At 60.8% G+C, this 25,802-nt stretch carries 26 protein-coding genes and 1 pseudogene; 20 read left to right on the top strand and 7 right to left on the bottom strand.

Translation table 11 applies throughout. From position 1 onward, the window contains the following. Positions 1-130: 130 nt before the first annotated feature. The 6 genes and pseudogenes from OHZ10_RS36240 to OHZ10_RS36215 all read right to left on the bottom strand — a co-directional run bounded on the left by OHZ10_RS36240 (position 131) and on the right by OHZ10_RS36215 (position 6,860). Positions 131-550: a cupin domain-containing protein gene (locus tag OHZ10_RS36240; RefSeq protein WP_342706089.1), complete on the bottom strand. Its 420-nt coding sequence runs from the start codon at positions 548-550 to the stop codon at positions 131-133. A 536-nt stretch (positions 551-1,086) separates the two neighbouring features. After that, on the bottom strand, positions 1,087-2,262 hold the full coding sequence (locus tag OHZ10_RS36235; protein ID WP_342706088.1) for a porin: 1,176 nt from the start codon (positions 2,260-2,262) through the stop codon (positions 1,087-1,089). 159 nt (positions 2,263-2,421) lie between these two features. Then, complete coding sequence (locus OHZ10_RS36230; protein WP_342706087.1) at positions 2,422-3,435, bottom strand: ABC transporter substrate-binding protein; 1,014 nt, start codon at positions 3,433-3,435, stop codon at positions 2,422-2,424. A gap of 444 nt (positions 3,436-3,879) precedes the next feature. Continuing rightward, positions 3,880-4,203 (bottom strand): annotated as a pseudogene (locus OHZ10_RS36225) (DDE-type integrase/transposase/recombinase); the annotation flags it as partial. 371 nt (positions 4,204-4,574) lie between these two features. Then, entirely contained in the window at positions 4,575-4,898 is a 324-nt protein-coding gene (locus OHZ10_RS36220) for a site-specific integrase (RefSeq protein WP_342706086.1), read from the bottom strand. A gap of 1,071 nt (positions 4,899-5,969) precedes the next feature. Then, complete coding sequence (locus tag OHZ10_RS36215; protein WP_342706085.1) at positions 5,970-6,860, bottom strand: LysR family transcriptional regulator; 891 nt, start codon at positions 6,858-6,860, stop codon at positions 5,970-5,972. Positions 6,861-7,104: 244 nt separating this feature from the next. Here OHZ10_RS36215 and OHZ10_RS36210 point away from each other — a divergent pair, with 244 nt between their 5' ends. Beyond that, a complete protein-coding gene (locus tag OHZ10_RS36210) occupies positions 7,105-7,536 on the top strand; it encodes a DoxX family protein (RefSeq protein WP_342706084.1) in 432 nt (143 codons plus the stop codon). 88 nt (positions 7,537-7,624) lie between these two features. Continuing rightward, positions 7,625-8,233: an FMN-dependent NADH-azoreductase gene (locus OHZ10_RS36205; protein ID WP_342706083.1), complete on the top strand. Its 609-nt coding sequence runs from the start codon at positions 7,625-7,627 to the stop codon at positions 8,231-8,233. Between the two features lie 183 nt (positions 8,234-8,416). On the opposite strand, the gene OHZ10_RS36200 is transcribed toward OHZ10_RS36205, so the two are convergent. After that, the gene (locus OHZ10_RS36200) at positions 8,417-9,334 is read right to left on the bottom strand and encodes a LysR family transcriptional regulator (RefSeq protein ID WP_342706082.1); all 918 of its coding nucleotides are present in this window, start codon (positions 9,332-9,334) and stop codon (positions 8,417-8,419) included. A 505-nt stretch (positions 9,335-9,839) separates the two neighbouring features. Here OHZ10_RS36200 and OHZ10_RS36195 point away from each other — a divergent pair. The 18 genes from OHZ10_RS36195 to virB11 all read left to right on the top strand — a co-directional run bounded on the left by OHZ10_RS36195 (position 9,840) and on the right by virB11 (position 25,800). After that, positions 9,840-10,133: a hypothetical protein gene (locus OHZ10_RS36195; RefSeq protein WP_342706081.1), complete on the top strand. Its 294-nt coding sequence runs from the start codon at positions 9,840-9,842 to the stop codon at positions 10,131-10,133. Between the two features lie 601 nt (positions 10,134-10,734). After that, the gene (locus OHZ10_RS36190; protein WP_342706080.1) at positions 10,735-11,292 is read left to right on the top strand and encodes an O-methyltransferase; all 558 of its coding nucleotides are present in this window, start codon (positions 10,735-10,737) and stop codon (positions 11,290-11,292) included. 179 nt (positions 11,293-11,471) lie between these two features. Continuing rightward, positions 11,472-12,221, top strand: a complete 750-nt coding sequence (locus OHZ10_RS36185) for an SDR family NAD(P)-dependent oxidoreductase (RefSeq protein WP_342706079.1) — start codon at positions 11,472-11,474, stop codon at positions 12,219-12,221. 186 nt (positions 12,222-12,407) lie between these two features. Then, positions 12,408-13,451, top strand: coding sequence for an MFS transporter (locus tag OHZ10_RS36180; RefSeq protein ID WP_342706078.1), 1,044 nt, complete (start codon positions 12,408-12,410; stop codon positions 13,449-13,451). 530 nt (positions 13,452-13,981) lie between these two features. Next, positions 13,982-14,545, top strand: coding sequence for a hypothetical protein (locus OHZ10_RS36175; RefSeq protein WP_342706077.1), 564 nt, complete (start codon positions 13,982-13,984; stop codon positions 14,543-14,545). Between the two features lie 117 nt (positions 14,546-14,662). After that, positions 14,663-14,890, top strand: a complete 228-nt coding sequence (locus OHZ10_RS36170) for a helix-turn-helix transcriptional regulator (protein WP_342706076.1) — start codon at positions 14,663-14,665, stop codon at positions 14,888-14,890. After that, positions 14,883-15,167 (top strand): hypothetical protein, encoded by a 285-nt coding sequence (locus tag OHZ10_RS36165; RefSeq protein ID WP_342706075.1) that lies wholly within the window; start codon positions 14,883-14,885, stop codon positions 15,165-15,167. The genes OHZ10_RS36170 and OHZ10_RS36165 overlap by 8 nt, the downstream gene beginning before the upstream one ends. A gap of 271 nt (positions 15,168-15,438) precedes the next feature. Next, a complete protein-coding gene (locus tag OHZ10_RS36160) occupies positions 15,439-16,014 on the top strand; it encodes a hypothetical protein (RefSeq protein WP_342706074.1) in 576 nt (191 codons plus the stop codon). Beyond that, positions 16,014-16,667, top strand: a complete 654-nt coding sequence (locus OHZ10_RS36155; protein ID WP_342706073.1) for a lytic transglycosylase domain-containing protein — start codon at positions 16,014-16,016, stop codon at positions 16,665-16,667. Before OHZ10_RS36160 ends, OHZ10_RS36155 begins: the two co-directional genes overlap by 1 nt. Positions 16,668-16,717: 50 nt before the next feature. Next, entirely contained in the window at positions 16,718-17,059 is a 342-nt protein-coding gene (locus OHZ10_RS36150; RefSeq protein ID WP_342706072.1) for a TrbC/VirB2 family protein, read from the top strand. Between the two features lie 16 nt (positions 17,060-17,075). After that, on the top strand, positions 17,076-17,396 hold the full coding sequence (locus OHZ10_RS36145; RefSeq protein WP_342706071.1) for a VirB3 family type IV secretion system protein: 321 nt from the start codon (positions 17,076-17,078) through the stop codon (positions 17,394-17,396). A 1-nt stretch (position 17,397) separates the two neighbouring features. Continuing rightward, positions 17,398-19,836, top strand: coding sequence for a VirB4 family type IV secretion/conjugal transfer ATPase (locus tag OHZ10_RS36140; protein WP_342706070.1), 2,439 nt, complete (start codon positions 17,398-17,400; stop codon positions 19,834-19,836). Beyond that, positions 19,833-20,996 carry a type IV secretion system protein gene (locus OHZ10_RS36135; protein ID WP_342706069.1) on the top strand — a complete coding sequence of 388 codons (1,164 nt, stop codon included), beginning with the start codon at positions 19,833-19,835 and terminating at the stop codon, positions 20,994-20,996. The genes OHZ10_RS36140 and OHZ10_RS36135 overlap by 4 nt, the downstream gene beginning before the upstream one ends. A 14-nt stretch (positions 20,997-21,010) precedes the next feature. After that, entirely contained in the window at positions 21,011-21,706 is a 696-nt protein-coding gene (gene virB5, locus OHZ10_RS36130; protein WP_342706068.1) for a P-type DNA transfer protein VirB5, read from the top strand. A 198-nt stretch (positions 21,707-21,904) separates the two neighbouring features. Further along, positions 21,905-22,621 carry a type IV secretion system protein gene (locus OHZ10_RS36125; RefSeq protein ID WP_342706067.1) on the top strand — a complete coding sequence of 239 codons (717 nt, stop codon included), beginning with the start codon at positions 21,905-21,907 and terminating at the stop codon, positions 22,619-22,621. Further along, positions 22,618-23,448 (top strand): TrbG/VirB9 family P-type conjugative transfer protein, encoded by an 831-nt coding sequence (locus tag OHZ10_RS36120; RefSeq protein WP_342706066.1) that lies wholly within the window; start codon positions 22,618-22,620, stop codon positions 23,446-23,448. Before OHZ10_RS36125 ends, OHZ10_RS36120 begins: the two co-directional genes overlap by 4 nt. Then, positions 23,441-24,685 (top strand): type IV secretion system protein VirB10, encoded by a 1,245-nt coding sequence (gene virB10, locus OHZ10_RS36115; RefSeq protein WP_342706519.1) that lies wholly within the window; start codon positions 23,441-23,443, stop codon positions 24,683-24,685. The genes OHZ10_RS36120 and virB10 overlap by 8 nt, the downstream gene beginning before the upstream one ends. Before the next feature lie 14 nt (positions 24,686-24,699). Then, positions 24,700-25,800, top strand: coding sequence for a P-type DNA transfer ATPase VirB11 (virB11, locus tag OHZ10_RS36110; RefSeq protein WP_342706518.1), 1,101 nt, complete (start codon positions 24,700-24,702; stop codon positions 25,798-25,800). Positions 25,801-25,802: the final 2 nt, after the last annotated feature.

The raw sequence follows: 25,802 nt of genomic DNA, 5'->3' as shown, positions 1-25,802 counted from the left end.
AAGTGGTCTCCAGAAAGGCGGTGATGCGTCGTATAGCAGTGCAGAACAATAAAATTGGGTCCGAGAATTCACGAATCCTGACGCAACGCGGCCTAGCGACCCAGTGATTCGCTTACCCCGAAGCGCTCGATCAGCGGTTAGCGTGCTCGGCAGCGACCGGATTCGTCTGGCCCGTGGCTGTGAGCGTGCGGGTCGCTTCCGGTGTGGCGTAGATCCAGAGGATCTTCATCGGGTTCGTTTTCGAGAGGTTGCGGAACCGGTGATTGACGTTCGGCGGAATGAACGTGACGTCGTGAGGCTTCAGTTGGTACTCGAGACCATCAATGTCGAGAATCGCTTCGCCCTCCATGAGGACCACGCTCTCCTGGCAGTTGTGGCTATGGAAGGGGATCTCCACGCCCGGATCAAACGAGGTGTATCCCGTGATGAAGCTGGTCGTGCCCAGGTCGCGCGAAACGAGGGGCGTCGTTCGGGCGCCGCCGCCGCGCTCATGCGTCGGGAGCGTTTCCGGCTTGAGAAGGGCTGCGCCCGAGGGGGTCTTCAGGGTCATGCTGCGTCTCCGATCAGAAAAAGGGGGGGGGCGCCGCGTATGCCGACGCCAGGGCTGATATGGGGAGACGGGCATCCAGTTCGTGACGCGCATGACGTCGATTTCCGGTATGGGTCTAGCACGAAGCCCGCCTCGAGATTTGAGTATAGCGTTTTATGATCATAAAACGCAATCAAGAAAGCAGTTGTTCAGTGTTTACACCGCCCTGAGTGCTGTTCCTTACAGGTGTGAAGGGATTGGCGATCGTTGGCGCGATTGCATTTGCGTCGAACTTGGCGCGATTCAGCGTTGGTTTGTGAGAGGGCCGGATAACAATGTGACTCGCCCCTTTTTTAAGGGGGACGCAAGGGTTTGGGGCTGCGCCTGTCGGCGCCTGAGGCGGCCGCGATACTGCGTATCGCCGATCGAGCCATGGCATGGCGGGATCTCGGGACCTCCGAGCATTGATCACGCGCAGAATCCCAGGCCGATATCCGTTCGCGTTGCCCCTTGCCGGCGCACTGCACGCCGGTAAGGAGGATCAACTACCTGCTCGCTTAAAACTTGTGGCGAATGCCGATGCGAGCGAGGAGCTGGTTGCAATTGCCCGAGGCCGACTGGGTGTTCATCGCGGCAACAGCTGCTTTCCCCGTCGAGCCAATTCCGGACGCATGCTGGTACACGCCAAGAACATATACGTCGGTCAGCTTCGAAAGGAAGTAGTCCACACCCATCGAATACTGGAAGTACTTGCTGCCCTTCTGATTTGTACCATTTGCCAACGTCACGTCGCCACCATCGGTGTAGTCGAATGCCGCGCCGGCCAGGAGTGCGGGGGTGAACTGATACTTGAAGTTTGCTTCGACGTTGTTGAAGCTCGCATTGCCGCCGTGTCGATAGATCGTAGCTCCGTTCGCGCCGAGATTGCGGAAGCTGATGTTCGAGTACGTGACTCCGAGCGTCGCCGCACCGAGGGTGTATGCGCCACCGGCGCCAATGACTTGGTACGAGTTTGCATTGACGAAGCCGGAGTAGACGGGCGTCGTGACCGCCGCGGCCGTTGATGTCGACGTGCTATTACCGAAAAGTCCGCCGGCGTTCGAGGGTGTGCGCGCATTCAGGTATGCGACGCCGAGGGCGAGAGGACCATTGTTGTACCCGGCGCCCAAGGACCAGATCTGGTTCTGAGAGAAATTGCCCGCCACACCACCGATGCTATAGGTCGCACCGACCTTGAGCCCCGAGTAGTCGGCGCTCGCAAACTTGATCGTGTTGTTGTTGCGGTAGGTATTGTTGAAGTTGTCGAGATCGCCGGGGTGGGCTGAGACATTGCCACCCCACTGCGATGCGACTTCAAACTGGCCGACGTAGTCAGCGATCGAATCGTACTGTCGACCAAGGGTGATGGTACCGAATTGCGAGCTGCGCAGACCGACATAGGCCTGTCGTCCGAACAACAGCCCGCCCTGGCCGAGCTTCCCGTTGTTCACGTCGAACCCGTTCTCGAGCGTGAAGATCGCCTTGAGGCCTCCGCCCAGGTCTTCGGCTCCGCGCAGGCCGAATCGACTACCTTGCATGACACCGCTGGCCATGCTGTACAGGTGCTTTCCCCCGACGTTGCTATTGACGTTGATCCCTTCATCAATGATGCCGTACATCGTGACGCTGCTTTGGGCGTGCGCAACGCATGCAAACGTGCCGAGCGTGGCGAGTGCAAGCAATGTTTTGTTCATTTGTGGAGCTATTGGCGGTCTAGTGATTTATAAGTGATGAGTTGAAACTGCTCTTGTCTGAAATGATGGTCTTTAAGTTGTGATGTACTCCTAATTTAATGAATGCGTAATAGGCTCGCTCCTTTGAGGCGAGCCTACTGGCCTAGCGGATAGGGGTAATCAGTGAGGCGCCTGCGCCTGATTGACAAATTCGTTGGTGAACGTCCTGGAGAGATCGATGTGTCGACCCTTGATGTTCGGATTGAACTCGCTCAGCACCTTCAAAACGGTTTCAGGTCCGCCAGCAGGCATCTTCCCGTCCGGCGAGTACATCGGCATCGAAGCCTGAAGGGCCTTCACGTAAAGGCTCTTGTTGCCGCCGTAGTAGTCAGCGGGCATCTTGTTCGCAATCTCTTCCGCCGAGTGAGTCTGGATGAATCGAAGCGTCCGGACAAATGCCCGCGCGAGCTTCTGTGCGTCACTCTTATGGGTGTCGGCCCAAGTCCGCTGGACGTAAAGGCTCGATGCCGGGTACAAGCCCCCAAGAGCCGCCTTCGTCCCGTCGACGCTGCTCAGATCGACAAGGACCTTCGCGTCCCCGGTCGCGCGCAGCAATGAAGTCGTGGGTTCCGTGCTCCACACAACCTCGACTCGGCGTTGCTTTACTGCCGCAAGCAAGGCGTTCCCCGCACCTACGGGCAGCGTCGAATAGTCCGAAGTCTTCAATCCATACCGTGCCGAAAGGAAGTGTCCGATGAAGGCCGACGATGAACCCAGTCCGGTCACGCCGAGCGTCTTGCCCTTGAGGTCCCCCATGTTCCGAATTTGTGGCGCCATATCGGTGCGAACCATTTCCATGCTGCCTGGTACGAGACCGAAAAGAACAATGCTCTCGATCTCTTTCCCCTTTGCCTGGAGATCAATCGAGTGATCGTAGAAGCCGACGACCGCCTGAGCTGCGCCGGCGACGAGTTCGTTTTCTGCGTCAACACCAGCTTGCTGCGACTGCAGGTCGACATCCAGGCCTTCATCGCGAAAGTAGCCCAGTGACTCAGTAAGCTTCGCGGGCAGGTAAATAAGCTTGTTGATACCACCGACGATAATGGTGATCTTTTCTGCCGCGGCGGCATTCGCCGCGTACAGAGAAAGCAGGATCGATACAGCCCCTGCGATAGTCCGCACGGTTCGTTGCACGACTTGTCTCCTTGTTGGCTTGCTCGTCGGACGGCAGGGTGCTGAAACGCCCCTGCGTGTGAAGTTCGACTTGAAAAGGGCGGCCGACTAGCCACGACCAGATCCAGTCCGACCCGAGCAATGGTTTACGATTAGTTATGCTATCAGTCGATTTCACTTCGAAGATCGCGACTACATCCTCCCGCGTCCGAGTTATGCCTTCGCACTTTCGCTTGCGCGTGAGGGAGCCGTCACCGCGGGGCGGGGCTGATTCCCTCAGAGCGGCTCACGCGGAACTGCATCGGGTGCGCCCCGTGGCCGACGACAATTGCGGCGCGGAATGCATTTTATGATTACAAAACGCAACAAGTAAACCTATGATCCTACCGGGAATACCCTGAGGCGGGGCGCGCGAGCTCAGTTCGTCGAATCGCCGCACCGGCCGCGATCGGATGCCGTACGGCGCTATAGATCTATGTGAGGATGGGTGCAACGACTGGCGCCCCGTCCAGCACGGGATTTCTGCTGGATGCCGGAGCATCCAGGGAATAGGGCGGGTTGATTGATGCGATTCCGCGGTGCGGCGACGGGAGCGTCAGTCCGATAGCGCCACAGGCGCAGACAAAACTTCCGGCTGGCGTATTGACCACCTTGATCTGTGTGGAACAGCAACCCCTGCGGTCGGCCGCGCTGCTCATAGGCCATGTCCAATGCTTGCACGACCAGGTCGGCGTCAGAGCGTGCCGAGAACGCCCAGCCTGCGGTTCTTCGCGAGAACAGACCGAGCACCCGGATACGTTGTTGATCCGGCGTAATCGCCTTGCCCTGCAGCTTACTGTTTGAACTCCGGGGAAAACGAACGACGTTGTCTGGTCATCAGACCCTCTTCATGACGAGCATCCTCGCCTAAATCAGTGTCTGGATTCATTAGACCACTACAGGGCGATCACGTGCGCACCTGACCTGCGGCATCAAAACGGAACATGAGCGTACGCGACTGAACGTCGACCGAGCCCGCCACTACCTCTTGTGCCGGGATTGTTTTGCCGTCAACCGTATTCCGGACGAATCGTACGGCTACCGGGCAGGGCGGGGAAAGCTCTGGCGATGGGATTGGCGCGGCGCACGCCAGAAGGCTCCGCCGACTTGGCGCGTGCGTTTCACCTCTCTTTCCCATGGAGATAGGCGGACGTTTTTGCCACCGAAGCGTGGTGCAGGTTGTCACGCACGATAACCAGTTCCACACCGGCCTCCAGCGTGTGGGTGGCGTGTGTATGACGCAGCCAGTGCGGGCTCGCACGCCGTAGCTTCTCTGCGTGCGCTGGATTGCGCGTGGTTATGCGCTCCGCGGTCTCCCGGAAAAACCCCCCAAGTATCTGCCTTTGGTGCGACGCACTGATGCCAGTGCCGGCGTCGCTTCTTGACCGATGGTCCCCAGTTAGGACTGCCACCGATGGCGCGGCCGGATGCCAGCGAGGACGCATGCCCGGCAAGCCACGCGCCTTCAGCGCACGCCGTAAGGTGTCGCGCGCGCGAGTGGCGGCAGCACGACGCGTCCGGGCTTTGCTTCTTTGCGGGTTACCTCGAGTCACACCGCGCCGCGGACGTCAGTCGTGATGTCGCCTAGCCGGTTGCTGGTTTCTCGTCCAGAAGGCTGGGAACAAAATTACTTTAAAGGCGGGAACATAATTGCTTAAACAGACGCCAGCCGAAGCATGCACAGTCCACGAGGGTCAATATTTGACATAAATACAACTGGCGATTTTTAGGGTCGCAAGAAAATAAGACCGCTGAGCCCGATTCGGGCGAACGTGCTCAGCGCGGCCGGCGCGATTGCGGCTCCCTCGTTTTGTTGACCGACTCGTTGTCGTTCCGACACCATTCTTAGGCGTTCAATGGCGGCAGCCGCCATCCTGACTTTCCCCGTAACTGTGGTAGCCGTAAGCATGATCGCTGTCTTTAGCGCATACTCACCGACACAGGCGGGTAGTGAAGGCGTCATGGAAAAGTCGACGGCGTCGCCAGCGAGCGAGGCATCCCTGACAATCTCATGCGACAACCTGCTCCTACTGGAGAGCGAGGCCGCATAGAGAGGGCGGTTCCGCTGACGGTGTACAGCTGCATCACCGATAGCGTCTTGCGCGGAGTGCTCGTAGGAAGCTGCGGGTTATGTGTGTGCCACTCGTATCGCTCGCGTTTCACGATCCGCCGACGATTCCCAGGCATGCTTGGCCGGTGCCCGACGGATTGCGCGCTGAACGGCCCGAACTAATGCCCGTCCTGATGGACTGTCAGAAAGCGCCCGATCATTTCCGCTGCATGTTCGAGATGGTGCATGATCTGCATCCGCCTGATTTTGGGCAGCATGCTCACCGTGATCACCACTGTATCCCCTGCTCAAAGGTTGAGCATGGCATTCAATCACGTGGGTCAAAATTCGATGAAAACTACAGTCCTGGGTGGGTTAATTCTGGGTGAGCGTCAACACTGTCTCTTGACCGCGCAATTCCTGGCCGTCGGTTCGCGGACTCTCCCCGATCGTGGAACGATGGCGGTTAGTCATGCGCACGCCGCAGGTATTCGCGCAGCCAGCTGGCAGCGGGCCCGCTGGGACGATCGACGCGCCGGATCAGCGATACGCTGTAATTGACTGTCTGCCGGTCCGACAGACGGACGATGATCAACCTTCCGTCCCGCAGATCCTGCTCGACCAGATGCCTTGGCATCGAACCCCATCCGAGGCCCGAAAGCAATAGCCGGTGCTTCGCCCCAAGATCTGCCATCTTCCACACGCGCGTGCCATACACGCCGAACGATTGCCCGTCCGTCAGCTTGCTGCGATCGGTGAGGACAAGTTGCGTATGCTCCCGCGCGTTCGAAATGTCGATCGGTTCTGTCGCGCGGGCAAGCGGGTGATCGGGCGCCGCGACCGTGACGAGCTCAATCGTGCCGATCGCTTCGGATTCGATCGCGTCCGGCCAGTTTGCGATCGGACCGCTGATGCCGAGCACGCAATGTCCATCCGAAACCAGCTGGAGAACGCCGCCCAAGGCCTCGACGGTCAGGTTCAGGGAAACGGTCGGGAATACCTGTGCCAAAGCCGCGAGCGCGTCGGTAAAGCGGTTCAGTGGAAACATCACGTCGACTGCCACTGACAGTTCGGCTTCGATGCCGGCCTTCAATCCGGCGGTCTTCGCCATCAGCTGCCCCATCAGCAGATCGAGCCGCCTTGCGTCGGCGAGCACGGCATGCCCGGTGGGCGTGAGGACCGGGCGGCGCTTGCCGCGCTCGAATACGGGCAGGCCGAGTTGCGCCTCCAGATTCGCTATCGCGTAGCTGACGACCGACTGGGCACGATCGAGTCGCCTGGCTGCCTGCGAAAAGCTGCCGGTCTCCGCGACCGCGATCAACGCGCGCAATTGGTCGAGGCTTGGACTGCGGTCCATGGTTTCTATCCAGAAAATCGATGTTAACGATCGATGTTAGCCAATTGAGGCGATCGTTGCCGGCCGCTACATTGCAGGCAACCCTGATCGGGTGCGCGTGCTTTCGGCAGGTGTCGACGGCTCGCGGCGATGGACGCCAGTCGTGTATTCGTCCGTCGAGGCGGCCTGCGTCAACCGTTGTCGATCGTGAGGCAACGGGTCACGCGGGATTTCATGCAAGGCAAATCGAACAGCGAGAGTGAAGATGGCGCGAAACATCAACAGGTCGGTGAGTGGATTCGTGGCACGACCGGCGATCAACGTAGTCCTGTCGGTAGTCACGCGCATATTGATCGCCGGTGTCTACGTCGGCGCCGGCATCAGCAAGATATTCAACTATGCGGGAACGCAACAGTACATGGAGCACATGGGAGTGCCGGAGGGCTTGTTACCGATCGTCATTCTCGTTGAAGTGCTCGGCGGCGTCGCGTTGATCGTCGGCTTGATGACGCGCGTCGCCGCGCTGGGTCTCGCGATATTTTCAGTCATTGCCGCGATCGTCTTTCATGGCGGCGGCGACCAGACGCAGCAAACCTTTTTCATGATGAATCTCTCGATGGCTGGAGGCCTGCTCGCGCTGGTGCTGAATGGTGCAGGGCGGGCGAGCCTTGATCGGGACGCGACGGTCGAGGCATGAATTTATCCTCGAGAAGAATCGAATGACTCGTTACGCAAGCAGCTTGTCTTTGTCGCCGGAAGCCGGCGAACCTCACGGAGAACCCACCATGAAACTCCTACATATCGATTCGAGCGCGCTGGGCGAAAACTCGGTAAGCCGACGGCTTTCCGGCGAAATCGCCGGCCGATTGAAAGCACTTCATCCCGTGACCGACGTCGTCTATCACGACCTCGGCCGGGAATTGCCGCCGCATCTGACCGGCACCGTGCTCGCAGCCCTGTCGGGCAGCCAGGTGCAGAGTCAGATCCTGCAGCCAGAAATCGATGCGAGTCGTGCCTACATCGAAGAACTGATTTCTGCCGACATCGTCGTCATCGGTGCGCCGATGTACAACTTCTCGATCTCGTCGCCGCTCAAGGCATGGATCGATCGGGTCGTGATTGCCGGCAAGACCTTCCGCTATGGCGAGCATGGGCCGGAAGGCCTGCTTGCCCCGGGCAGGAAGGCTTATGTCGCGTCGACACGCGGCGGTGTCTACGATTCGACCGATCTCGTCTGGCTGGATCATCAGGAAAGTTACCTCAAGGCCGTACTGTCGTTCATCGGATTGTCGGACATCACATTCGTACGTGCGGACGGGCTCAGTTTCGGACCGCAGGAACGTGCCGATTCCATTGCCGGTGCATTGACGCATATCGCTGCGCTGCCCGCGTGACCGGCGGTGCGACGATGCCGAGTTCACCGTCGGTTCCGCAGACTTGCCCGTTCGTATTGCTCGTTTCCGACGATGCCGGCGCGACATGTGGCGTTGCGATCTCTGCGGGTTGAGCGGGCTTGCCGTACGGCGAGCTCGCCGCACGACAGGTAGGGTGGTGAATAATCAAAATATTCTGCGTCGTTATCCGTCGCTCCGGCCGGCTAGCAACGTGCGCTCGAACACGCCGACCACCCAGTCGACAAAGCTGCGTACCTTCGGCGACAGCATTCTGCTCTGCGGATAGACGATAGAAACCGGCATCCGCTTCGGCGCTACGTCGCTCAGTATTTCGACGAGTTCCCCCGTCGCCAAATGCGGGGCGGCCATGAAGCGGGGTGTCATGATCAGTCCGAGACCGTGCAAGCCGCATTGCAGATAGGCGTCGGCATCGTTCACCGCGACGCTTTCGATCAGGTCCAGCGCGCGCTGCTCGCCGTCGATATCGAGCGTCCAGTCGACCTGCCGGCCGGTTTGCGTCGAGAAATAGCGGACGGCCTGATGGCGCTGCAGGTCCGCCAGCGTCTCGGGTGCGGGGTTTCGGGCGAAATAGCCGGGCGAGCCGCAAATGACGAATTCGACGCTGCCCAGCCTGCGGGCGACGAGGGACGAATCTTCGAGCGTGCCGACTCGGATCGCGACATCGACGGCTTCCTGTATGAGATCGACAGGGCGGTCACCCATACCGATCGACAGTTGAATGCCGGGATAGGTTTCGCGAAATTCGGCAAGGTTCGGGATGAGTATCCGGTAGGCGATGGATGGCGGTGCGTCGATACGCAACCGCCCCTGCGGGCGGCGAGCCCGATCGTGAAACAGTGCCTCGGCCTCATCCAGATCGGCGAGAACACGTTTGCAGACCTCATAGTACGCAGCACCATCCTGTGTGACGCTCGAACTGCGGGTCGTGCGATTGAGCAGGCGAGCGCCCAGTGCCTTTTCGAGATCCTTCACCGCGACGGTAACAGTGGCGGCTGGCAAGCCGAGGCTCTCGGCTGCACCGTTGAAACTACCGGCATCCACGACCTGCACGAATACCCTCATTGCCCGTAGGCGGTCCATCCTGCCTCCTGTTGCGCCGATTCGCGACATCCGAACTCGATTGTTCGGCATTCTTGCATAAGTCGTATCGGGTGTGCGCGGCTGCCCAGGGCGGTAGCGGGTTCATGGCGAAGCAGCGATTGGCGGTGGCCGACGCGAATGGCGGCAGCCAAGACCGGCCAGCACGGCCGGCGCGCACTGTCGGCAAGGAAACGAGGCGATTCTTCACGCTTTCCGAATTAAGAAAACAGAAATGACGCATTCCGCGTGACGGGCTTCGCTGGGAGAATGGCGCAGATCCGACGCGTCTGGCGGAAAGTCAATGAGTTTGGTGAACTTCATGCGCTTCCGAAAAATTTGCAGCATGAAGCATATGACTGAAAAGAAGCTGATCGGGACGGATTCGCGGCGGTTCTGAATGCACATGGCTGCCCGACAGGTGGCAACGGACAAGCTGAGAAATATTCACGTATTCAGTCGAATTGTAGAGATGGGGAGCTAGACGCGTGCGGCTGAAGGCTTGGGTATGCCGGCAACGACCGTGACGGTCACGCACAAGCAGCTCAACGACAATCATGATGTGCACCTCGTCGTCAGGGCGGCGAGGCGCGTCAGCCTGACCGACGAGCGGGAGGCGTATTACACATTCTGCACCCGGATGCTGGCGAAGCTGGATGGATGGGATCGCGACGCGTGTGACAGCCAGAGTCTGAGGACATCGATGCCTGCCGCCATTGCCAATAAGCTGACTATCCCGATCCTGCATCAGTTCCTCGATCTGAATTCGGATATCCAACCTCTGCTGGGTACCGCGCGGTGACGAGCCGAGCGAGACGGTGCCGATTGAGCGATCTGGACAGGACAGATCGGCGAGAACGCCATGATGGCGGGAAAGGTCGGGTACATGGAGTTCGTGATTTGTGGCGCGCTGGCGTATTTCCAGCGAAATGCCAAACCGGCGACGCTGGATGATATGAATCGGCAATTCAGGGGTTGCGTGTTTCGGGCAATACCGGCAAGCCAACGAACTGAATCATCGAATGCGACTGTGAAGTCAGCGATATTCCGCGGAAAAGTCACCCGATCTCCGTGTTGGGTTCCCGCGCAAACCTGCTTTGTTGTGCGGTCCAGGGAATCCGTCTGATCATGGCGCCGAGACTGATGGTGGCCGAACATCTCGCGCATGGCGTGCTCGAGGAAGTCGCGCTCGATGACCGGATTCCGCACGCCCCGGTGTACGTGCTGTAGCGCAAGGCGGATCCGCCAGCGTCGAGAGTCAGGGTTTTCGTGCAATGGGATTTCGACGTGCTCAAGGAATCGGAGTGGATTCGTGATATCGCTCGCTAGCGATCCGCCTAGTCTCCGTGAGAGGGGTCAAAAATCTTCAAATTGCACCAGGTCGGCATTTTCGCGGAGGATGGATGGAAGGCGAGATGAAAGTTTCGGATATCTATATGATGACTCGGCGTCATCAGATCAAGCACCGGTGCGGGGCCTATGTCTTCGACGATGGAGACAGGCTGAGCATGCTGATGAAAAAACTTCAGCCGAAGCGCATTCTCGAACTGGGGTGTGCAATCGGCTACACGGCAGCCTGCATGGCGACCGGCGCACCTGGCGCAACGGTCCATACGATCGAAATGGATCCGACCCACGTGGAAATCGCGCGGAAGAATTTCGAGGAAATGGGTTTGTCCGACCGGGTGTTCGTTTATCCGGGAAAGTTCGAGGATGTCATGCGCACCGTGCCCGATCAGGTCTATGACGTCGCGTTCTTCGACGGATTTTCCCCAACCGTCGAACTGGTCGCCGCCATGCGTCGCACATTGCGGCCAGGCGGCGTACTGATTTGCGCCAACGTCATGCTGTCGTTCGGCGCCGACCGGTTGGCATTGCATCGGGAGTTCAACGATGAAGCAAGGTGGCGGCTGCTGGCGACGCTCGAGAACGGCGGAACCCTTGCCATGGAGAAAATGTGATGGGTACCGAGTGACTGGTCCTCGCCGCATGTCGTTCCTCGCGTGAAAACTATTGTGAAATCCTGAATGATGAATTGAAGGTTCGCCGCTTTTTCAAGGTTCGCCGGATCGATATTGTTGCTTAGCGTCGCCATATATTGGCGACACGTTTTCGATAACTTGAATCAACGGGTGAACAGATGGGAAAGCTTGAAGGAAAAGTCGCCGTGGTGACCGGCGCCAACAGCGGCATTGGCCTTGCAATCGCGAAGCGGTTCGCGCTGGAAGGTGCTCGCTTGTTCATTACGGGACGCCGGCAGGTCGAACTCGACGCTGCGGTGAAGGAGATCGGCGGCGACACGATCGCGGTCCAGGGTGACGTATCGAAACTGGCCGACCTCGACCGGCTTTACCAGGTCGTGCGCGAGCGTGCGGGCGGCGTCGATATCGTCGCGGCCAATGCCGGAATCGGCGAGTTCGTACCGCTCGAGCATGTGACGGAAGCGCACTTCGACCGCCTGTTCTCGATCAATGTGAAGGGGGCGCTGTTCACGGTGCAAAAGGCGCTTCCGCTGCTGCGCGATGGCGGGTCAATCGTGATGACCGGGTCGAACGCGGCGGACAAGGGTACGCCGGCTTTCAGTGTATATGCCGGAACGAAAGGCGCGATTCGCAGCTTCGTTCGCGGCTGGGCGCACGAACTTGGGCCGCGGCGCATTCGGGCGAATGTCCTGATGGTCGGCCCGATCGTGACGCCGGGCTGGAACGGTTTCGCGGAAACGCAGGAACAGGTGAGGGCCATTCAGGATTCGGTGGCCACGCAGTCGCCGCTCAACCGCATGGGGCAATCGACCGAGGTGGCCGATACCGCGCTGTTTCTCGCATCCGACGACAGTAGCTATGTGACCGGCAGTGCACTCTACGTCGATGGCGGAACGGCCCAGATCTGAATTCGATCGTGCTGTTTCTCGAGCGGTGAGATACCTGGTCGCCCATGTCGAACCGCGAGGCCCGCTTCTCGCTAGCGTGCCTTCCCCGGGTTCGTGTAAACGCATCGGTTGCGCGTCCGCACGTCGCTATGCGGATTTAACGCGATGCGTCGCGCGGCGTAGCCCGGGTCGTCTTTCCAGACGAGTATGTTCAAACCTTCAATCGTAGTTTTGTTCCTGGGAACGTTCATCATCGGAACCTGCGAACTGGTGGTGCTCGGGTTGCTACCTGATATCGCCGCGGGTCTCGTGATCTCGGTGCCGGCGGCCGGCTGGCTCATAACCGGCTATGCTCTCAGCGTGGCACTGTGTTCACCGTTGCTGGCGACGCTTTTCAATCGCCGATTGTCCAACCGCGGAACACTCATCGTATTGATGGTGATTTTCGTGCTGGGCAGTATCGCGTGCGCGTTGTCGTCCAGCTATTTGATGCTGCTCGTCGCCCGCGCATTGACCGCGCTGTCGCAAGGCGCATTCTTTGGAGTGGGCTCGGTCGTTGCGACGACGCTGGTTGGCAACGGCGGCGCGGTTTGTGCAATCGAGCTGATGTTCTCGTGCCTGATCGTCGCCAATATCGTCGGGGTTCCGCTCGGCACGGCGATCGGTCAATACACGGGATGGCGTACAGTGTTCGCGAGCGTGGCCATGCTCGGCACGCTTGTGTCCGTCGGTCTGCACGTATTGGTGCCGCGAGACGACGAACATTCGAACAGGGTGCCTGGCGGTGCGCTCGCGCAGTTCCTGAACCGCGGCATGCTGCATTCCCTCGCGACGACCTCGGTGTTTGCCGCATCAATCTTCTGCTTCTTCACCTACATTGCTCCGATACTGCGTGGTGTGACAGGATTGGACGCCCATCAGGTTGCCGGTGTGCTGCTACTGATCGGGCTGGGAATGACCGTCGGCGGTGTACTGGGTGGCCGGCTGGCTGAGCGAGGGTTGCGCAATGTGAAGATCGGTTCGTTCGCCGGACTGGCCATTCTGACGCTGCATTTCTTCAGGCTGGGTCATGACCCGTCGGCCGCGGGCGCGATTATCTTCTTGTGGGCTATGACGGGCTTTGCTGCTGTTCCGGTATTGCAGGCGTCGGTGATGAACGCGGCGGTCACACAAAGGGCGTGGGTGCGACGCTCAACATCTGCGCCTTCAACATCGGGAATGCCGCGGGCGCCTGGATCGGCGGCGTCGTGATCCGGCACGCGCGGGGATTAAATTCGATCGTGGTGGTCTCATGCAGCCTGTTGCTTGCGGCGGTCGCTCTCGTCTTGTCCGGGCGGCCTGAATGGATCATCGGGCGCCATAGCCCGATGCCGAGTCCGATCAGTTGCGCAGTTCGACGTCACGTCCGTGTGGATCGGAGAGGGGGGGCCACATCATGTTGCATATGACGGTGGATCTGAGGGAGGACGCGTTGGCAACCGTGTGATTATGTCGCTGACCTGTCTCTGGCGTACCGTGCCATTCAGAATGGTGAAACGAATACGCGAATCACGATTTTCAACGCAGACCACGCCAGCGGAAAACATCGCTCCCTTCGAAATTATGTCGGGTTGGCACATTAGATATTGCAAGAGGGACGCGAATAAATTTATTGAAGAATGGTAACGAAATTTGATGAATCACAAAGGAGCGACAGCTGGGGTAGCTGATCCAGTCGCGTCGACATCGCGACATCGATGTCGATATCTAGCGGCCTCGACCGGAGTTGGAGGACCGAAAAAATGCCCGAATCGACCGATGATCGTCCGGATCCAAGCTCGAATGAACCGGATGGGCAGTTGAGTCTCGACTATTGGCGCCGACGCGTCGAAGAATCGAAGGCGCTCACTACGCGCCTGACTGATCGCCTTCGTAAGCGTGATCGCCGCATTGAATTGCTTGAACTCGCTATTGCCAGGACGGTCTTCATGCATCATGTCTGGGCGACGCATCTGGAACGCAGGCTCGAGCGATCGTCCGCATCCGGCGTCGAGAGGCGACTTAGCGCTGAGGGGCAAGCGAGCAATTCCCCGGCCCCCAACTTCGAGGACGACTCAGATGGCGGCGTAATTGTCCATCTTCCTCATCTGACACGCACACTCCAGGCGCTCTTTGATGTCATGCGAGAGTACTGGTCGGAGTGGGATCCCGATCGGCCGCCTAAGTCTTCCACCGTAGCACGTGCAATCGACGAAAAGCTGAGTCTCAAGGCCCAGGCGAATGGAGAAGCGTCGCGCAGCGCCCAGACCTTCGCCGCTGCACTCAGGCCTGATTCGGTAACCGAATCTGACGGTCGCCACCGCTGATATTCATTCTCTGACGGAACGTTCTGACGGCATGACGGAATTGCCCGTCAGGGCTATCGACTGCTTCAATGGAACCCATGCAGGAATTCACCCGGACAAGGCAGTCGGAGGTTACACATGCCAGTTCAATTGCGGGCCGTGGGTGCCATATTGCGTCGCACTCAGGTTGAAAACGAAGTCGGCCTGAAGCGCTCAACTATCTATCAGCGGATACAGGACGGGACGTTCCCACGTCCGATCCGACTGGGTGAGCGAGCAGTCGGTTGGCGAGCTTCGGATATCGAACGGTTTCTCGAGGATCCTGCCGGGTATCGTGCATCCGATGAGGAGGCCTGCGATGAATGAGAAGCCCGAGGCGCTTTCGCTCGACGCGCGGCTCGATAACTGGGCCAGTGCAGGGCGTGGTCGATATGACGCGGCTGACGCAGCGCTCGTCGAGCAGGCGTGGCAGCGGTTGGCGGCGAGGCAAAAAGAGATGCTGCGCATGGCATTTCTGTGGCGCGCTGGTCGGGAGGTGATATGTCGACGGCTTGGCATCCCGCGATATCCGTGGCACGGCTACGAACTCGAACTGGCCTCCGCGAAGAGGGCACTTGCCAGCCTGCTTGCGACGAAGTCATGAAGTAGCGTGACAAGGTTAGCAATCTGTTCCGGTCAACGTGCGAGAGCACGACCGAGTACGCGTTAGCGGCCCCGATGTACCGACGTGTGCGAGTCAGCGTGATGGCCGTGATTCAACAAAAGCCTGCAGGTCTCAATCTCCAGGCTTTTCGTTTTCTTGTTCTTGAATCCGATCCCCCTTGAGCTCGCGGTAAGCCTTCCCGGCGCCGCGGGCTCCTTTTTCTTCGTGCATCCGTCCCGGTGCATCGGTGCATATCGATGGAAGACGGATCATGAAGACGTGTCTCGTAGCCTGGAAGGATCGCGGTTTGACCGCGATGCGTGATGCAGTGCGGTGGAGTTCGTTCGGCCTTGCGCTATTCGCCGGTACGTCCATCATCGTGCCGGATTTAGCGCATGCCGATAATTGGGGCTGCCAGGTCATCATTTGCCTGTCGAATCCGGGTGGCCCCGAGCAGTACAGCGAATGTGTGCCGCCGATCGAGAAATTGTGGAGCACATTGCGCCACGGCGACCCGTTCCCGACCTGCGATTTCGGTGCGGGCGGTACGCATGGGACGTCTGCGACCAATACCTTCGCGAGTGCCAGCTATTGCCGCGAGGATTTTCTGTACTGGGGCGGTCACGAGCAGAGCGAACTGCTGTGCCGTGCCACCGGTGCAATCAACGTCGATATCGACAACCAACTCTATACCCGCGTCTGGTGGAATGTCGCGGGTGCAGGATCGACGATCACCGAGTTCTACGGCGCTGGGAGCACGCAGGTGCCGTACGACCCGTCGCAGTCTGCCGCGCTCCTTCTGCAGAAGATCGAACAGCAAAACAGCTTCGGTGGCGGAGGGCAATGATGTTGCCGATCGATTTCACCTCGCTCGTGCAGCAGTGCGCGCCCCAGGTTTCGCCGATCACGATGGCGGCGATCGTGCGAACCGAGTCGGGCTTCAACCCTTATGCGATCGGCGTCGTGCGCGGTCGACTGGTGCGTCAGCCGGCGAGCGAGGCCGAGGCGGTGGCGACTGCCCACGCGCTCGCTGCCGATGGGTGGAATTTCAGCGTCGGACTCGCACAGGTCAACCGCGCGAACTGGGCTGCGTACGGACTGAACGAGCGGAGCGCTTTCGATCCCTGCCTCAACCTGGCTGTGGGTGCCGCGGTGCTACAGGGCTGCTATATGGCAGCGCGCTACGCGCAGGTTGATGGCCGGCATGATCCTCAGATAGCACTTCGCGCAAGCCTGTCCTGCTACGCAAGCGGCAACTTCTCGAATGGGTATCGCATGGGCTATGTGCAGCGAGTGGTCGGTAACGCTCGACTTCCAATACCACCGTCCCCTCATGCGGCCATACCAGCGATCAGGCCTGTTCCTGTCGTGCCGGATGACCCTGCGGTGTTCTCGACTCGAACGCAATCACGGCCGGCTCGCCATCCGGTGTTGGAGTCGCCGGACAGCCGCTTTGACACGAATGTCGGCGAGCAAGGCAGTAGCGCCGTGGTGTTTTAGGACAACGGCCGGACGATAGAAGACCTATCACAGGTTGAAAGGAGATTCTCGTGAATTTAGGAATACATATCAGAAAAGAGCGTGGCAGAAATGTCCGGTTCACGGATCTCTCCGATCGCCAGACGGCTCGAAGCATCGCCTCCGCGGTTGTCGCGTTACTGTTTGCCTCGCCGGCCTGGGCGCAGCTCTCGCAGGTCAATACGCTGCTGAACACGATCCAGACGACCCTGTTGGGCGTGGGCGGCGTGATCTGCTCGATTTCCATCATCTGGGCGGGTTTCCGGATGATGTTTCAGCACGCCCGGTTTGGAGATATCGCAAACGTATTCATCGGCGGTCTCTTCGTCGGTTGCGCGACGGTCATCGCCGGCATGCTGATTCCGACGAGCTGAGATTGGGCAACGAATCATGAACTCGCTCAAGGATCCTGTCTTCAAGGGGTGTACGCGGCCCGCGATGCTCTGGAGTGTACCGCTCGTGTCATTCCTCATGGTTGGCGGCGGCATGCTGATTCCGGCTATCTGGGCATTGCTTGCCAGTCCGCCGCTCGGCGTCGGACTGCTGTTCCTGATGATCCCGGTGTTCGTCGCCATGCGCGTCATCACGCGCCGCGACGACCAGCGCCTCGCGCAATATGCGCTGCGCCTGCGTATGGCTCTGCGTCAGGGGAATCGCCGCTTCTGGGGCGTTCACGCCTACATGCCGGTCCGGCTGAAGAGGAGGGCCTGAGATGCCGGCCGACCCGAGACACGGCGCCGTCGCAAACCGTGAAGTGGCGCTTGCCGACACCATCCCGTACTCGACGCACGTCACGGATCACGTGATCAAGACGCGCGAGGGCGATTACCTGCGGATCTGGAAGCTCGCGGGCATCGCGTTCGAGGCCGCTGATCCGGCCGACATCCTCGTGCGTCACGACGGGTTCAATCAGTTGGTGCGGGGACTACCCGGCGGCCATGTCGCGCTCTGGTCGCACCGTCTGCGTCGGCGTGTGTCGGATCACTTTGACACGCTGTATAGCAACCGCTTCTGCCAGGAGCTGGCCATGCGTTATTACGCGAGCTTCGCGGGCTACCGGATGATGGCCAACGAGCTGTATCTGACGCTCGTTTATCGGCCGAACCGCACGAAACTTGGACGTGTCTTCAGTCGCGCCGCGCGGCGCACGCGCGAAGACATTCGGCGCGACCAGCAGGAAGCGTTGAAGGTGATGGACGAGCTTGGCGCCCAGGTCGAGTCGGGCCTGAAACCCTACGACCCGGTGGCGCTCGGGGTCTATCGCAAATTCAGTCCGTATACGAGGCGGCCGCGCCGGTATTCGTCGGCACTGGAACTGCTCGGCTACCTCGTCAATGCTGTCTGGGAGCCGCAGCCCGTTCCCTCGGGGGCAATCCGCGAGGCACTGCCGACCTCGCGTCTGTATGTGGGTGTGGAGAAGGTCGAGATCCGCATGCCGGCCGCAACGCGTTACGCCGCGATGCTCGACCTGAAGGATTATCCGGAGGAATCCGAGCCCGGCATGCTCAACGGGCTGCTATACGGGGACTTCGAATATATCGAGACGCAGAGTTTCACGATTCTTGATAAACCCAGCGCGAAGGAAGCGTTGGAGCGCCAGCGCAACCAGCTCATCGCCGGCGAGGACGTGGCCGTCTCCCAGATCGAAGCGATGGATCAGGCGCTCAATGATCTGATCAACGGCGATTTCGTGCTCGGCGAATATCACTACTCTCTCGCGGTGCTGGCCGATACGCCTGCGGACGTCTCGAAGCACGTCGCGAAGGCCCGTACGCAGCTCGCCGACGCCGGATTCCAGACAGCGCTGATCGATCTCGTGGCGGACGCCGCGTGGTTTGCGCAACTGCCAGGCAACTGGCGCTACCGGCCACGCGAAGCGAAGCTGACGTCGCGGAATTTCTGTGGGCTGTCCAGTCTGCACAATTTTGCGACCGGCAAGCGCGACGGCAATCCGTGGGGCGAGGCGATCACAATCGTCAAGACGCCGAGCGGCCAGCCGCTGTATCTGAATTTTCACGTCACGCCGGAGAAGCAGGATTCGGCCGACGAGAAGGCACTCGCCAACACTCAGATCATCGGTCAGGCCGGTGCGGGCAAGACGGTTCTCGAGCTGTTCCTGCTCGCGATGGCGACCAAGTTCGGGTTGACCGCTGTGCTGTACGACAAGGATCGGGGCACCGAGATCGCAATCCGGGCGATGGGCGGGATCTACACGGTGTTCCGCCGCGGCGAGCCGACCGGACTCAACCCGTTCCAGATGGTGCCCAACGAAGCGGTGCTCGACTTCTGGGAGCGGCTGGTGCGCAAACTCGTCGATACGGGCTCGCCGTTGTCGGCGAGGGAAGAACTCGACATTTCGCGCGCCGTGCGCGAAGTCTCCCGTATGGAGAAGCCGCTGCGGCGCCTGTCGATGGTGCGGCAACTGCTGCCGAACGTGGGGGAGAACAGCCTGCACGCGCGCCTGGCGAAATGGTGCGCCGGCGGGCGCCTCGGCTGGGTGCTCGACAACCCGACCGATACGGTAAACCTCGCACGTTCGAATCTCTTCGGCTTCGACGATACCGAGCTGCTCGACGATGCGGAAGTCTCGACGCCCGTCACGATGTATCTGCTGCATTTGACGGAAAGCCTGATCGATGGCCGGCGATTCATCTATGTGATGACGGAATTCTGGAAGCGGTTGGGCGACGCCGTTTTCATGGATTTCGCGCAGAACAAGCAGAAGACGATTCGCAAACAGAACGGCCTGGGGATCTTCGATACCCAGTCGCCTGCCGATTTGTTGCGCAGCGATATCGCGCGCACGCTGATCGAGCAGAGTGCGACGTTCTTCTTCCTGCCGAACCCGCGGGCCGACTACGACGACTATGTGCACGGTTTCAAGCTCACCGAAGCCGAATTCAACATTGTGCGCAATCTTGGCGAGAACAGCCGCATGTTCCTGGTCAAGCAGGGCCATCGTTCGGCCATCGGCCGACTTGATCTCGCGGGGCTGGGCGATGTGCTCGATGTGCTGTCCGGCACGACGGACAACGTCGAATTGCTCGACACGATCCGCGCACAGGTCGGCGACGATCCCGATGTCTGGCTGCCGGTTTTTCACGAGCAACTGGCCAAGCGCCGCGCGGCGCAGGCGGGAGGTGCACGGTGAGCGGCCTTTTTACGGCGATCGGTGGCACGCTCGAGAACGGCATGTCGACCTACGTGACGAACGTCTCGTCGGCACTGTCCAGCGCACTCGTTCCCGTCGTCACAACGGCGGTCACGATCTGGGTCCTCGCCTACGGTCTTGCGATCGTGCGGGGCGAGGCACACGAAGCCGTGCCCTCATTCGCCTGGCGAGGACTCAAGGTTGCCGCGATCCTGACGTTCGCGCTCGGTAGCGGCATCTATCAGCGGCAGGTCGTGACGGCCGTCAGCGGCGCGACGTCGGGTCTGGCCCAGACGATCCAGAGCGCGGCCAATACCACGGGAGGTGGCAATCCCGGATGCGGATCGGTGAGCGGCAGCAGCGTGACGGCCACCAGCGCCTCCAGCATCTACGAGACGCTCGACTGCTACGACCAGCAGATCGATCTGGTGCTGGATGCCTATGCCGAAAAGGCCACCCATGAAGGGCTCAGTCCGAGCGGACTTGCCGCGGGCATTGGCGACATCGTGTGCGGGTTCGTGGCTGCGATGGGCGGTTCGATTTTCCTGATCGTGCTCGCATTCGAGGTCGTGATGGGCCGCATGCTGCTCGACCTCGTGCTCGGGATCGGCCCGATCTTCATCGCCTGCGCCGCGTTTGCGCCGACGGCCCGCTTCTTCGAGGCGTGGACGGCCAAGGTGGCGAACTATGCGCTGCTGCAGGTGCTTGTCGCAGCGTTCCTCGGGATGGCCCTGACAGCGTTTTCGACGGAGCTTGCACCGTTCGGGGTGACGACATCTGCGCCCGGCACCAACGCCACGGCGCTTGTCGCGGCCGGCCAGATCGCGCTGGAAGCGTCGGCGGCCTGGGGTACGGCGCTCGGCATGTTCGCGACCGCAATTTTCCTTGCGATGGTCGGCTGGCAGTTGCCCCCCGTGGCATCCGGCCTGTCCGGTGGCGCCACCGTCTCCGGATTTGGCGCGTTCGTGGCGGGTGTCGCCTCGCGCCGGATTGCCACGGCGATTGGACAGGCGTTCACCCGAGGCGGTAACGGTCCGCGTCCGGGCGGCACGATCCGTGACCGGACGGGGCCGGGTGGTGGATCAGGAGCTTCATCGGGAGGTGCCATGCCCGCCTACCAGCGGGCCGCGCGCGCAAACCTCGGACAGCAGGGAATTTGAGTGAGGTGATCGTCATGAAAGCACGATTCAAGGTGGCCGCTGCTGCGCTCGTCTCGGCGGTGGTCTCTTCGGAGGGCCATGCCCAGGGCATCCCGGTATTCGACGCGCAGAACGTGGCTCAGGCCATTGCGACGGTGGCCCAACTCGAGCAGCAGGTCCAGCAGGAGATTCAGATCTACCAGTCGACGGTCGGTGCGCGCGGGTTCGGCGCGCTGCTGAGCAATCCGGTGATCGCGAACTCGCTGCCGTCGAACTGGCAGAGCGTCTATACGGCGGTCCAGCACGGGGGGTATGCCGGACTCACGGGGAGCGCGCAGGCCCTGCGCACGGCAAGCCAGATCTACAACTGTGAGGATCAGACCGGTGTCAATCAGCAGGTGTGCCAGCGCGCGCTGAACAAGCCGTTCCAGGACAAGGCGTTTGGTTTACAGGCGTACCAGACTGAGCTGCAGGAGCTGAACCAGATTCAGAGCCTGATGCAGCAGATCGACGTGACGCAAGATCCCAAAGGCGTAGCGGAACTGCAGGCGCGGATCCAAACCGAGACCACGGCAGTCGGCAACGAGATGACGAAGCTGCAGCTCTTCAAGATGCTGGCTGACGCGGAAGACAAGCTCATTGCCGAACAGCAGAGCGAACTGATGCTGAAGCGTGCCGGGAATACCACTCGGTTGCAGGACCAGATGGTTCCGGCTTCGTTCGAGAACTGAGGGGACGGTCATGCCTAAAGTTTTGATCGGAGCGCTTCTAATGAATTTCGCCATCCTGATTGATGGTTGTTCATCAGGACCGCCCAAGCCCGTCATTCCTGACGGATCGCATCGCGTGCCCGTCAACCGCGTCGTCCGAGTTCCGGCGTCGTCTGTCTCCTCGGAACCGACCGCCGCATCGACTGTGGGAGCCGGATCGTGAACGCGAACGAAGACTATGGGCGCGTGCTCGACATCGAGACGTCGCTTACGCACCTGCAGGAGCGGTCCGAACGGCGGGCGTGGCACGTCGCTTACGGGGCCGTCGGCGTGGCCGTGCTCAGTGTGGCGGCCCTAGCCGTCATGGTGCCGTTCTACCGGGTTGTACCGTTACCAATCGAGGTCGACCGCCTGACAGGTGAGTCCCAGGTGATCGACGTACTTGATGCACGTCATGTGCACACGAAGGAAATTCAGGACAAGCACTGGGTCGAGGCGTACGTGCGTGCCCGTGAGCGCTACAGCTGGGGCCTTCTGCAGATGGATTACGACAGCGTGCTGGCCATGAGCGATGACGTGGTCGCGCGCGACTACCGCGGCGTCTATGGCGGACCGGATGCGCTGGACCGGCAACTCGGCCCGAATACTGAACGGCGCGTGCGGATTCTCTCGATCACGCTGCCGCCCGATGAACCGGGGCACGCGGTCGTGCATATCGAGCGCACGACGTTCAAGAATGGTCAGGCGAATGCCGAGCCCACCCAGCGTTTCGTTATTTCGCTCGCCTACACCTATCGGCCGCCGGTCTTTACCCGCGAAAGCATTGCAGTCGCGAATCCGTTCGGCTTCAAGGTGACGGCCTACAGCCGCGATCCCGAATATACGCCGCCGGAGCCGACGCTGGCGCCGTCCCCGGCATCGGGAGGCGCGCCATGAAAGGACTGCCTTTTCCTGGTTTCTGGCTTGTGGCGCTGATAGTGGTGAGCCTGCCTGCCCGTGCCTATGACCTGCCGGGCTCGTCCGACGACTCGCGGGTGCGGCAGATCGCGTACGCGGCCGACGCCGTCGTACGCATCCAGGCGCAGCGCGGCTTTGCCACCCATATTGCGCTCAACCCGCATGAGCAGATCCAGGTCGTCGCGCCCGGCGATCGCGACGGTTGGCAGGTCGTGGCGAACAAGGGCGACCACGACGTGTACCTGAAGCCGCAGCTTGCTGCGCATAACTCGAATCTCGAGATTCGCACGGACAAACGCAGCTACAGCTTCGATCTGGTGGTGTTGCCCCTGAAATCGAAATTCGGCAATGGCGACGAGATGTATCGCGTGACCTTCGTCTACCCGGACGAGGTGAAGGTCCAGACGCACGCGGAAGCCGATGCGGCTTTGGTCGCCCAGCGCCTTGTCGAGCCGTCCGAGGTGCGGAACACCCGGTATTCGATGCAGGTGATGCCACATTCGGACGATATCGCGCCGACGGCAGCGTGGGACGACGGTCGGTTTACCCGGATATGCATCCCGAGCAACCGGCGCATCCCGGCGGTCTTCCGGGTCGCGGATGACGGCACGGAAAGCGTGGTCGACAAGCACATGGAAGGCGACGCGATCGTGATTCACGAGTTGGCGAAACGCTTCGTGTTGCGGCTCGGCGACGAGGTCGTCGGGATCTGGAACGACGCGTACGACATGGATGGTGTGCCACCCCGTGACGGCACAACGGTCAGCGGCGTCAAGCGTGTTCTGCGGAGTCGGGATGATGAATGACGATACTCGCAACACGATCGAACCAGATGAGCCCGTCGATAGTGCTTCCACCGGGTATGGCCGGGAATCTGGTGGCGATGCCGGGATCTCGGCTGATCGCGGCATGCCAGCGCTCGGGCTGTACCGAGGCACGCGCCCGCGCGCGTGGTGGCTGACGCCGCTTGTCATCCTCCTCGTAGCTTGTGTTGGCGCGGTCTGGACTATCCACACGTTCCTTGCCCGTCACGACGCGGAAGCGAAAGCACGTCGTGATGCCGTGGCGGAGAGGTCGACTCAGGGGCGCGTGTTCAAGGAAGCGCCTGCGGCCGCGAGCGCGGCGTCCGTGCCATCCGTGGCAAGCGCGCCTGCCACGGCCTCAGCGCCGGTCGGCGCCCGTCCACCTGTCGCGGTTCAGCATCAGGCGCCTGCTCGCAGCTATTACGATGCGCCGCTTTTCGCAGCGGGCAGCATATCTGGCGTGGTTGGTCAGGGCGGAGGTGTGACGGGCATGCCCGCAGCGGAGGGTATGCCTGGCGGCGTCGCAGAAGGAGCCTCGTCAGTGGCGGCGACCGCGTTTGTCCGGCCGACTGCCACATCCGCTCAGGGCGGGACCGGCACACTTGTCCAGGCATTGACCCCGGCCGCCACGCCGCGGGCGCGTGCAGGCATGCTCGGCAACCGCAGCCTGATTCTTGTGCAGGGGGCCAAGATCGACTGCGCGGGCGACACCGCGTTCGATTCGACTGAGGCAGGGTTATCGACCTGCACGGTGACGAAGAACGTCTATTCGGACGACGGGCGGGTGGTGCTGATCGAGCGCGGCTCGCAGATCAACAGCCAATACCGCTCGAATCTGTCAGCGGGACAGAAGCGCACCTTCATTCTCTCGGCCCGCGTCGAGACGCCCCACGGCGTGACCGTCGAAATCGATTCACCGGTGGCAGATGCGCTTGGCCGTATGGGGATCGATGGCTACGTGGACAACCACTGGCGCGCGCGTATCGGCGCGGCACTGCTGCTCGGTCTGACCCAGGACGCGATTGGCTATCTGTCCACGCGCGGTGGCAACAGCAACGGCTCCGTTGTCTACGAGAATACGCAGCAGAAGGGCAACGACATGGCCACGCGGGTGCTCGACAGCACGATCAACATCCCGCCGACGCTGACGCAGAACCAGGGAGCTGAATTCACGATCGTCGTTGCGCGCGACCTGGATTTCGGTTCGGTGTATGCGTTGCAGCCGGGGCGTCAACCGTGATCGCCCAAGCCGACATGCCGGCACGGCCCGGCGAGACGGTGCTCGAGCGGCTTCCCGACGACGCGTCGGTACGCGAGCTAATGCGGCCGTTCGCGGCGCTACTCGAGGATCACGACGTTACGGAACTGGTCATCAACCGACCGCAGCGCGTGCTTACCGAGACACACGTCGGCTGGCACGGCCACGACCACGTCGATCTCGATTACGAGCGCCTGATGTCGTTCGCGGTGGCCGTCGCCACGCTCACGAATCAGGAGGTGTCGGCGCAACATCCGATCCTCTCGGCATTGCTGCCCGGTGATGCGCGTATCCAGATCGTGGTACCACCCGTTGTGCCGCCGCGCACGGTCTCAATCACGATCCGCCGTCCGTCCGCACGCGAAAAGACCCTCGACGCGTATCGCGACGAAGGGCTGTTCGACGACACGGTATGGCGTCGCCCGGATGGGCTTGATGCGGTGCTGCCAGTCCTGCGGCCGACGGAACGAAAGCTGGTCCAGTTCCTTGAGGCGCGGGACTGGGGCGCGTTCTTCGAACTGGCGTTGACCGGACGTCTAAACATCGCAATCGTCGGCAATACCGGCTCCGGCAAGACCAGTTTCATGAAGACCCTCTGCCGGTCGATTCCGTCGACTGAGCGGATCGTGACGATTGAGGATGTGCGGGAGCTCTTCATCCGGCACATTGAGAACTGCGTCCATCTGCGTTACAGCAAGGGCGGTCACGGTCAGGCGCGCGTGACTCCGGCGGACCTGATCGCGAGCACGATGCGTATGCGGCCCGACCGGGTGCTATTGGCCGAATTGCGTGGCGCCGAGGCCTATGACTTCCTGAAACTGCTGACGACCGGACACGCGGGCTCGATTACCAGCTATCACGCGTCGAGTGCGACGGTCGCGATCGAACGCTTTGCGCTGATGGCGAAAGAGCATCCTGAGGCTGCCGGATACGACGATGCTGCGCTGAAGCGCCTGTTGTTCCTGACCATCGACGTGGTCGCGCACATGGAGGCGCATGTCCTTCATGACGACGCGGGAAAACAGATTGGCAAGCGCTGGGGCATGACAGAAATCTGGTTCGATCCGGTGCGCAAGATGCGCACGGCGTTTGAGTGAGG

Source organism: Burkholderia arboris (assembly GCF_038723655.1).
GTDB lineage: Bacteria > Pseudomonadota > Gammaproteobacteria > Burkholderiales > Burkholderiaceae > Burkholderia > Burkholderia arboris.
This window is presented reverse-complemented; position numbering and strand designations above follow the sequence as displayed.